The organism is Propionibacterium cyclohexanicum, assembly GCF_900111365.1.
Classification (GTDB): domain Bacteria; phylum Actinomycetota; class Actinomycetes; order Propionibacteriales; family Propionibacteriaceae; genus Propionibacterium; species Propionibacterium cyclohexanicum.
The window spans coordinates 95,394-104,297 of the sequence record NZ_FOGZ01000009.1 but is presented as its reverse complement, the minus strand read 5'-3'; the positions used below and the strand labels follow the sequence as shown (position 1 = coordinate 104,297).

Annotated in this window: 7 protein-coding genes and 1 pseudogene; 6 read left to right on the top strand and 2 right to left on the bottom strand. The window is 67.7% G+C overall.

Annotated elements, in window-relative coordinates; genetic code table 11:
* Together BMX93_RS06030 and BMX93_RS06025 are read left to right on the top strand one after the other, a co-directional pair.
* A partial coding sequence (locus BMX93_RS06030; protein WP_143052831.1) for a carbohydrate ABC transporter permease occupies window positions 1–617 on the top strand: 617 nt, incomplete at its 5' end.
* A gap of 260 nt (window positions 618–877) precedes the next feature.
* Window positions 878–1,753: a glycoside hydrolase family 130 protein gene (locus BMX93_RS06025; protein ID WP_245725757.1), complete on the top strand. Its 876-nt coding sequence runs from the start codon at window positions 878–880 to the stop codon at window positions 1,751–1,753.
* A gap of 145 nt (window positions 1,754–1,898) precedes the next feature.
* On the opposite strand, the pseudogene BMX93_RS06020 reads toward BMX93_RS06025, so the two are convergent.
* Window positions 1,899–2,966, bottom strand: a pseudogene (locus BMX93_RS06020) (IS256 family transposase).
* 431 nt (window positions 2,967–3,397) lie between these two features.
* Between BMX93_RS06020 and BMX93_RS13540 the strand changes: the two are divergent.
* The 3 genes from BMX93_RS13540 (at window position 3,398) to BMX93_RS06005 (ending at window position 4,824) form a co-directional block, all read left to right on the top strand.
* Window positions 3,398–3,550 (top strand): DUF4244 domain-containing protein, encoded by a 153-nt coding sequence (locus tag BMX93_RS13540; RefSeq protein ID WP_245725756.1) that lies wholly within the window; start codon window positions 3,398–3,400, stop codon window positions 3,548–3,550.
* A 490-nt stretch (window positions 3,551–4,040) separates the two neighbouring features.
* Window positions 4,041–4,373, top strand: coding sequence for a TadE family type IV pilus minor pilin (locus tag BMX93_RS06010; protein ID WP_091969021.1), 333 nt, complete (start codon window positions 4,041–4,043; stop codon window positions 4,371–4,373).
* A complete protein-coding gene (locus BMX93_RS06005) occupies window positions 4,360–4,824 on the top strand; it encodes an Rv3654c family TadE-like protein (RefSeq protein WP_091969019.1) in 465 nt (154 codons plus the stop codon). Before BMX93_RS06010 ends, BMX93_RS06005 begins: the two co-directional genes overlap by 14 nt.
* 31 nt (window positions 4,825–4,855) lie before the next feature.
* Here the strand turns inward: BMX93_RS06005 and BMX93_RS06000 are convergent, their stop codons facing one another.
* Complete coding sequence (locus BMX93_RS06000; protein WP_245725755.1) at window positions 4,856–7,180, bottom strand: DEAD/DEAH box helicase; 2,325 nt, start codon at window positions 7,178–7,180, stop codon at window positions 4,856–4,858.
* A gap of 114 nt (window positions 7,181–7,294) precedes the next feature.
* Between BMX93_RS06000 and BMX93_RS05995 the strand changes: the two genes are divergently transcribed.
* A complete protein-coding gene (locus BMX93_RS05995; RefSeq protein WP_091969015.1) occupies window positions 7,295–8,806 on the top strand; it encodes a DUF7059 domain-containing protein in 1,512 nt (503 codons plus the stop codon).
* The last annotated feature ends 98 nt before the right edge of the window (window positions 8,807–8,904 follow it).

Sequence of the window (8,904 nt, the reverse complement as noted above, 5' to 3'; positions counted from 1 at the left end):
TCCTCGGAAGGCCTCGGCCACTATCCGGGCACCGACGCGCCGCGCCCTCCCACCACGGCTGCTGCGTCGCCTACACCCTCATCTGGGAAGAGCCCTTGAAGTGGAGCAGATGGTGGTCGTTGCTGTTCGTGCTCGTACTGTTCCTGCCGAATGCCCTGGTGACCCAGTTTCAGCTGGTGCTGCGTTTGAGCTTGTACGACAGCCGGCTGGGCTACATTCTCATGGTCGGTGTAGGCGTCGGGGTCGGCCCTCTGCTCTTCAGCGGCTACGTGAAGTCGATCCCCTTTGAACTGGACGAGGCGGCGGCTCTCGATGGCGTCGGCTACTGGCGCTATCTCACGAGGTTCGTTCTCCCGTTGTCACGTCCTGCGCTCACCACAGTCTTCATCCTCCAAGCCGTGTGGATCTGGAACGAGATCATCCTGGCAACCGTCCTGCTGTCGGATCAGTCCAAATTCCCAGTCACCGTCGGGCTGTTCGCATTCAAGGGCACCTACTCCAACCAGTGGCCGCTCCTTGCCGCCGCAACGTTCATCGTGGCCGCACCCCTCATGCTCGGCTATGTGTTTATCCAGCGCTATCTCGTCAACGGAGTCACCGGGGCAGTCAAGGGCTGAACCCGAGATTCAGTTCGGTCATCGAAAGGAACCACATGTCAGCCACCGCGAGGCCTTGCGACAAGCGCCTCATCAGCACCCGCGTGCCGTACCGCATGACGCGTATGGGCATCATCATGGAGCCCGAAGTCGGCAACCCTCGCGAGGAGGAGGGGGTGTTGAACCCCGCGTGCGGTCGCGACTCCGAAGGAAACGTGATTCTGTTCCCGCGCCTGGTTGCCAGGGGGGACTGGTCCACGATCGGGACGGCAAGGCTGATCGTGACCGATGGGATCCCGGTCGGCGTTCAACGCACCGGCTTGGCACTCGAGCCCGAGCGCGGGTGGGAACACGGCGAGCACCATGGCGGGGTTGAGGATCCGCGGATCAGCTGGATCGAATCGCTCGGTGTGCACGTGATGACTTACGTGGCCTTCGGCCCCACCGGTCCACGGCCCGCGCTGGCCGTCTCGAGTGACCTGCGTACCTGGCGACGCCTGGGGCCGATTCTGTTCGACTATGTCGACGAACTGGACTCCGATCTCAACTTGTTCCCCAACAAGGACGCCGTGTTCTTTCCCGGTGTGGTGCCCGGTCCTCACGGCCAGCCGAGCTACGCCCTGCTGCACCGACCCATGTGGGAGATGAGCTTTGTGCGGGGTGATCCGACTCCGCCGATTCCGGCGGGGCTGCCTGACGATCGTGCCGGGATCTGGATCTCCTACATACCGGCCGACGCCGCCCAGGCGGACGTTCGCGCGCTGACGCGCCCTGGTGCCCACCGCTGGCTTGCCGGCCCGGAGTTCTCATGGGAGGAACTGAAGATCGGTGCCGGGCCGGCTCCCATCCGGATCGAAGAGGGATGGCTGCTGATCCATCATGGTGTCACCGGGAAGATCGAAGGGGACAGCTTCCAGCCCCAGCAGGCCGTTCGCTACTGTGCAGGAGCGATGATCCTTGACGCCGAGGACCCGAGCAAGGTTGTTGCCAGGACCTCCTCGCCCTTGCTCGCGCCGGAGACCTCGAACGAGACCGATGGCACCGTGGCAAATGTCGTGTTCCCCACAGCTGTGGAGAACATCGGAGGTCAGGACTTCGTCTTCTACGGCATGGCGGACTCGCGGATCGGCGTGGCCCGTCTCGACCGGTTGCCGTGAGCGGGCACACGGGGACGAGGCGATCAATGACGTACAAGCTGGCCCTGTTCGATCTCGACGACACTTTGGCGCCGTCGAAGAGTCCAGTGCCTCCCCAGATCATCGGCTGAGGTTGACCCCGGATTCCGGACAGGTGGTTGTTTGGTCAGGCGGCCTTCAGGGCCGTCTGGTGGGCCTGAAGGGCGTGGTCGTGGAGGGTGTGGGTGAGTGTGCGCGTCGAGGTGTCGGAGAGGTAGCGGCGTTCGCCGTAGCTCCATTCCTCGTGCTGCTCTTGGAGGAGGGCAGCGATGAGGCGGGTCACGGAGTCGCGGTCGGGAAAGATCTGGACCACGTCGGCGCGGCGTTTGATCTCCCGGTTGAGCCGCTCGATGGGGTTGTTGGACCAGACCTTCTGCCAGTGCTCGCAGGGTGACGGTGCGAAGCCGGTGCGGTCGGGTTCGGCGGTCTCGAGCATGGCGGCGATCTGCGGGAACGGGCTGCGGAGACTGTCGGTGACGGCTTTGTACTGGGCCAGCACGGTCTCCGAGGTGGTCTGCGCGAAGGTCGTCGAGATCGGTGCGTTGACGGGTTTGGAGGGGGCGGAGCCGATCTTCTGGGTGGCGGTGCGGGCGAAATGGTCCCGGCATCTTTGCCATCCTGCGCCGGGCAGGATCGCCTTGACGGCGGCTTTCAGGCCGGCATGCGCATCGGGCGTGACCAAAGTGACGCCGAGCGGGTCGGCGTCGCTGGCGACCTTCAACCTGCGGTCAGGCAGATCGCGGAGGAACTCGGTCCAGAAGTCCGTGGTCTGCGCGTCACCGAGCGCCATCCCGAGGATCTCTCGGCGCCCGTCGCTGGAGACGCTCGTGGCCACGACAAGTGCCTCGGACACGACGCGGCCGCGGTGGCGGACGTCGAGGTAGGTGGCACCCAGGACCAGGTGCGGGAACCAGGTGTGATCGATCCGCCGGTGCAGGAAGTCATGGACAGCTTCGTCGATCTCGGCGCAGATCCGCGGCACTGTGGAGCGGGAGATGCCGGTGCCGTTGCGGCGCGTCGTCCGCTCCGGGGGTGCGCTGGTAACGGCTGGACCCGATCCTCGCCGTCGCTTCAGCGTTGATCGGGCCTGCAGCCCGGCCTGCAGCATCCGGCGGAACACGTCCGAATGGGCGCGGTCGGGATCGGCGAGGACTTCGCTGATCAGGGGTGTCAATCCAGACTGGTTGTGGGTCATCGTGGGATCACTTCTTTGCTTCCTGGCGCACACAACAGGTCTCTCACGGCGGCCCCGGCGTCAACGACGACGAGGACCCCGCAGGAAGTAACACCACGCCATGGGACTCACCCCTGAGCGATGTGGTGCTGGTTCGGGAATGGTGTTGTCCCGATGAGTGCGGTGGGTGGTTCGTGCACACAGTGCGGGTGACTTCCGCACAGGGCGGATGTCTCCGGGAAGGAACAGCAATGATCAATTCTCAAGCCACCTGGTTCTGCTCGAGTCGCGGAGTCGGCACGCCTGCTCATCTGGCAGTGGCATCCAGATCCGGCGAGCCTGCCGGATCCTTGCACGAGGCGGTGGGCGTCACGCCGGATATCCGATCTGCTGGGCTGCCAAACCAACAGTCGCGGTGCACTGGCCGCGTGAGGCGCGCGTACGAGCGGGGAATGGCCACCGCGGAATACGCCGTCGGGATCCTCGCGGCCGTTGCACTGGCTCTCGTCCTGCTGAGGATCATCACGGACAACAGCTTCTTCAGCAGGCTGCTGCGCCTCGTGTTGGACATCCTCCAGCGTGTCGGGGCAATGATCGGCTCCTGAGGAAGTCCGTCCCCATCCACTACGCAGCCCAGCGAACTGGTGGGTCCGCTGCTCATCGAGGCGGCGGATCCACCAGTCACGGATAAGCACCCGTAGTGACCCGGACAGGAGAGGGGCCGCACACTGTGCGCCTCGCATGGACTGCGTACCCATCGGGAGGGGCAGTGCAGTGAGGGACTCGTCGGGTGAGGCAGTGCAGTGTGGGGTGAGGCAGTGCAGTGTGGGGTGGGGAGCAGTGAGGGGAATGGGGAGCAGGCAGGGAGGGGAGCCAGCCGTGAAGGAGCAGGAAGTGGGCACCGAGAAGCTCGAACGGGCCTGCGCGAGGGCGCGGCCTGTCTCGAGAGGTGGGCAGTCGGTGGGAATGCGCCGAGCCACTGCGAGTACGAGCCGGGCGTGGTGCCAGTGCCGTCAAGATGCCGAGAGCACCAGGAGCTGCGGCCACTGTCCGTGCGGCTCGTCCTCCCGACGGTTCGCCGGCGAACAGCGGGGGATGGTGACGGCTGAACTCGCCGTCGGGATACTGTGCGCAGCCCTTGTCGCGGGGATGCTGTGCTGGGTACTCGCGCTCATTGGCCTGCGCATCACCTGCCAGGACGCCGCGGCGCAGGTGGCGCGGCAGATCGCCCGGGGAGATCGGCAGGCAGCTCAGCGCGCCAGCGATGGAGTTCCCGATGCCGAGGTGAGCATCGAGACGGCTGGCGATGACATCCGCGTCACTGTCCGTGCGCGGGCCAGCTGGGGCGCGCTCGGCCCGGTCAGCGTCCAGGCCGTGGCGCAGGTAACCGCCGAGCCAGGCACGGGTGGGCCCGATGACGGCCCATAGGAGAACCATCGCGCGGCGCTCGCCACGCAGCGGTCAGCCCGGCACCGGTCAGTCGGGCACAGGCGAGCGTGGCTCGGGCTCGGCACTCGCAGCGGGGGTGGTGGTGTGCATCGGCGTCACCGCGTTCTGGGCCGGTCTGTTCGGGGCCTGGATCGGGTGCTCGCACCACGCACGCTCGGCCGCCGACCTCACCGCCCTGGCTGCCGCCCATGCCTATGCGCGGGGAGCCGAGCCCTGTCCAGAAGCTATCCGGATAGCCCGCTCCAACGCGGCGAGTCTTCACCGGTGCTCACTCACAGTGGGCGGCCAATGGCAGCCCGGGGATCGGCCGGCCGAGGAGTTCATCATCGAGGTCACGGTCGAGGTGCCGCTGGCGCCGCACGTGCCGGGGGCCCCGCAGTCACTGCAGGGGCGCGCCACAGCCGGGCGTGCAGATCTACGAGAGGGCTGAGGCCGCTTGACTCGGTCTGGAGCACGCGAGATCAATTGCGCCCCAGCACGGCAGCCAGCAGCGTGCGGCCCGCATCTTTGTCGAGATGCTGATTGGCATTCCCGCACTTGGGCGAGACGATGCAGGCAGGGCAGCCGTTCGCGCACGAGCAGTTCGTGAGCCGGTCCAGGGTGGCTCCCATCCACCGGTCGGCCACCTCGAAGCCGCGTCTGGCGAAGCCTGAGCCGCCCGGCTGGCCATCGTGCACGATGACGGTGCACGCGCCCGTATCGGGGTGGACCACCATCGACACGCCGCCGATGTCCCAGCGGTCGCACGGCGCGAAGGCCGGCAGCAGCCCGATGGCGGTGTGCTCCACGGCGTGGGCGGCGTTGCCAAGATCCACTGCGGTCATCTCCAGACGGCGGGCGAGCTGGTGCGGAACTGTCCACCACACACCCTTCGTGACCATCGTGTGCACCGGCAGGTCCAGCGGGTTCTCGTCCCACACCTGTCCGCTCCACTCGTCGCGGCGCAGATAGCCGATCACCTGGGTGCTCAGCTCGATGTCTCCGACGCTCATGCGCGTACATCCGAAGGCCTGGTGGGCGTCCTCGCGCATGAGATGCGCCTGGGTGAGGGTCCGGGGCTGAGTGACATAGCCGGGACGCTCGCGGTGCACGAGCGCCTGGCGCTGGTCGGGCAGCATCTCGTCGACCAGGTAGTGCTCACCCTGGTGGAGGTACACGGCACCGGGGAACACCGTGCGATCCGCGTCCTCCAAGCTCACCTGACCGATCACCGTGCCGGGCCCGTCCTCCACGATGTCCAGCGGCTTGCCGCCGGTTCCCCTGAGGTCAATGGCGTCCACCGCGCGTTCGGGCCTGGGCCAGAACCAGCCTGTCGGGCGCCTGCGCAGCAGCCCTGCGGCGCACAGCCCATCGCACAGGCCGGCCATCGATGGCCCGAACCAGCGGGAGTCCTGGGACGCCAACGGCGACTCCTGCGCCGCAGCAGCGAGCTGGGGCCCCAGCACATGAGGGTTGTGCGGGAACAACACGGTCTTCTCCACCGGCGCACGGAAGATGAGATCCGGGTGGTCGAACAAATAGGCATCGAGCGGATCGTCTCGCTGGAAGATCACCACGAGCGCGTCGTGATCGCCACGACCTGCCCTTCCAGCCTGCTGCCACATCGCGGCCAAGGTGCCTGGGAAACCGCAGATGAGCACGGCGTCCATGCCCGTGATGTCCACGCCCAGCTCCAGCGCATTGGTCGCGCAGACCCCTCGCACGCTCCCGTTCTGCAGATCCTGCTCGATCATTCGGCGGTCCTGCGCCAGATAACCCGAACGGTAGGAGCGGATGGCGCTCGCGCTGTGCAGCAACTCCCGGGCGCGCACAGCCATCACCTCCGAACCTGCCCGGCTGGCCACGAACGCGATCGTCTGGCACCCGGCGTCCACGAGGCGTGCCATGAGCCGGGCAGATTCCGTGCCGGTCTCTGTCTGGGGGCGCCACAGCACCACGTCGCGCGCCGGGTGGGGCGAGGTGTCCTCGTCCACGACCGCCACCGCGCCGTCCTCGCCGATGAGCGCGGCGCCCGAGGCGCCGGCCTCGGAGGCGGTTGCCGACGAGATGACGAAGACCGGATCGGCCCCGTAGAGGGCGCACAACCGGCGCAGTCTGCGCAGCACGCATGCGACCTGCGCGCCGAAGACCCCCCGATAGCGATGGGCTTCGTCCACCACCACGACGCCCAGGCTGCCCAGCAGCCGCGACCACCTGGCATGGTGCGGGAGGATCGAGTGGTGCAGCATGTCAGGGTTGGTCAGCACGAAACTGGCCTGCTCCCGGGCGAGCCGGCGTTCGGCCGGGTCGCTGTCGCCGTCCAGGGCGGACACCTGCCACCCTGCCGGGCCAAGGGAGCGCGCCACCCGCTGCTGGTCGTGGGCGAGAGCCTTGGTCGGGGCCAGATACAGGGCGGTTGGGCGGGCGGACAGGCCCAGCGCCGCCCGAGCACTCAACTGGCGCTGCCGGGAGGGGGCCGATGCTCGCCGGTTCGCGCCTGGCTGGGTGGCGCCGAGGGTGGCGCATGGCTGGATGGCGCCGAGGGTGGCGGCCATGATGGGCATGAGATAGCCAAGCGTCTTGCCCGAGGCGGTGGGCGTGCACACCGCCACGTGCCGGTGGTCGTGCACGAGTTCGGCCACCCGCACCTGGTGCAGCCACGGCCGCTCGATACCTCCCGAACGGATCGACTCGACGCATCGGCTCGGCAACCAGCGCGGCCAGGGCGCCTGCTGGCCCGCGACGGCGGCGCGGTGATCGACATGGACCACCGCAGGGTCCCGCGCCAGCCACTCGGGTATCGCCACCCTCCCATTCTGCACGCCGTTATTGTTCACATGTTCTATTTCTCCGCCGGTGATCGGCTGCCCGGACATCCCGTTCCGGGACCGGATCGCCCTCAGTCGTGTCACAGTGGGCTCATGGCGACCAAGACCCACGTGGCGAGACTGCGCGATGACCTCGAGCGCGCCGGCTATTGTGAGCAGGCAATGCGTGAGCGGCTCGGGCCGGAGGGCCATGCCGGCCTGACACGCAACTGCACCGTTCCCGGGCTCAGCCGGCTCGGCGCGGACGACGATCCCCTGGCCCTGCTCATCAAGCTCTTCCCACTGCAGCAGACGGTGCCACGTCAAGCCCTGGACGATGTGCTCGACGTGACCGCGCTGCTCGAGGCCGGCATCCTGGGGCCGGCACGCCCCTCGCCGAGCGCAACCGAACAGCTGCGCGCCCTCGTCGACGTGCGCCCGATTGCCTTCGAGGACGAGCTCGGCGCATGGTCGGGCTGGGTGGCCGCCGACCCGGTTCCCGGCATGGACCACACCACGACACGCACCCGGCCCGACTATGTCCTGAGCGTCAGCCCCGCGTCCATCTCGCTGGCCCAGCTGACCATTCCCGACCGCCTGGGCAGTGCGCTGGACCTGGGCACCGGCTGCGGAATCCAGGCTCTTCACCTGGCCCGGCACTGTGCCAGGGTGGTGGCCACTGATCTCAACCCCCGAGCTGTCCGGATGGCCCAGCTCACCGCACAGCTCAATCGCCTCGACGTCGATGTGCGGGCCGGAAGCCTCTACGAGCCGGTCAGCGACGAGCGCTTCGAACTCATCGTCAGCAATCCGCCCTATGTCATGAGCCCCCCGGTTCCCGAGGACAGCCGGCTCGCCTATCGCGAGGCTGGCTTCGAGGGCGACGGCCTGGTGCGAGCGGTGGTGCGCGGCGCCGTTGCTCGCCTTGCCCCCACAGGCACACTCCAGGTGCTGGCGAACTGGGCAGAGAGTCCTCAGCGCAGCTGGCAGGAGAGGCTCGCTGCATGGGTCCCGGACACCGGATACCAGCTGTGGGTCGTGCAGCGCGAGCGACTCGACATATACCAGTACATCGAGTTGTGGCTCACCGATGCCGGCCTGGACGGTGACCCCAGCTGGGCGCGCCGCTACCAGGAGTGGCTCGACTACTTCGAGTCGCTGGACATCACCGGCGTGGGAATGGGCTGGATCATGCTCCGCAACAGCGGCGTTGGCCCCACCGAGGTGACCATCGAACAGTGGCCCTACCAGATCGCTTCGCCCGTCGGTCCCGCTGTCTCGCGTGAGCTGCGCGCCCGCCGCTTTCTTCACGAGGACGCCGAGGAGCTGTGGGCCAGACGCTTCCGGATCAGCCCCGAAGTCATCCAGGAGAGCGTCTCGCAGCCCGGCGCGGCCGACCCGAGCCACATCGTCCTGAGGCAAAGGGCCGGCCTGCAACGCGCCATGCAGGTGGACACGGCCCTGGCCGGTGTGCTCGGTGCCTGTGACGGCGAACTGACCCTGGGGACAATCCTCGATGCCGTGGCCCGGCTGCTCGGCGAGGAGGCGTCGGCGCTGCGCGCGCGACTGCTGCCTGAGTTGCGTCGGGCCCTCGCCCAGGGCTATCTGCTCGACCCGGCAGCGTAGGCGTCCTGCCGCCAGTTGGATCCCCGCGCGGATGAGTTCTCCCGCCAATGCGCTAGCGTGGGGCGCTGATCGGCCAACGGCGCACCGGCCGGACGCAT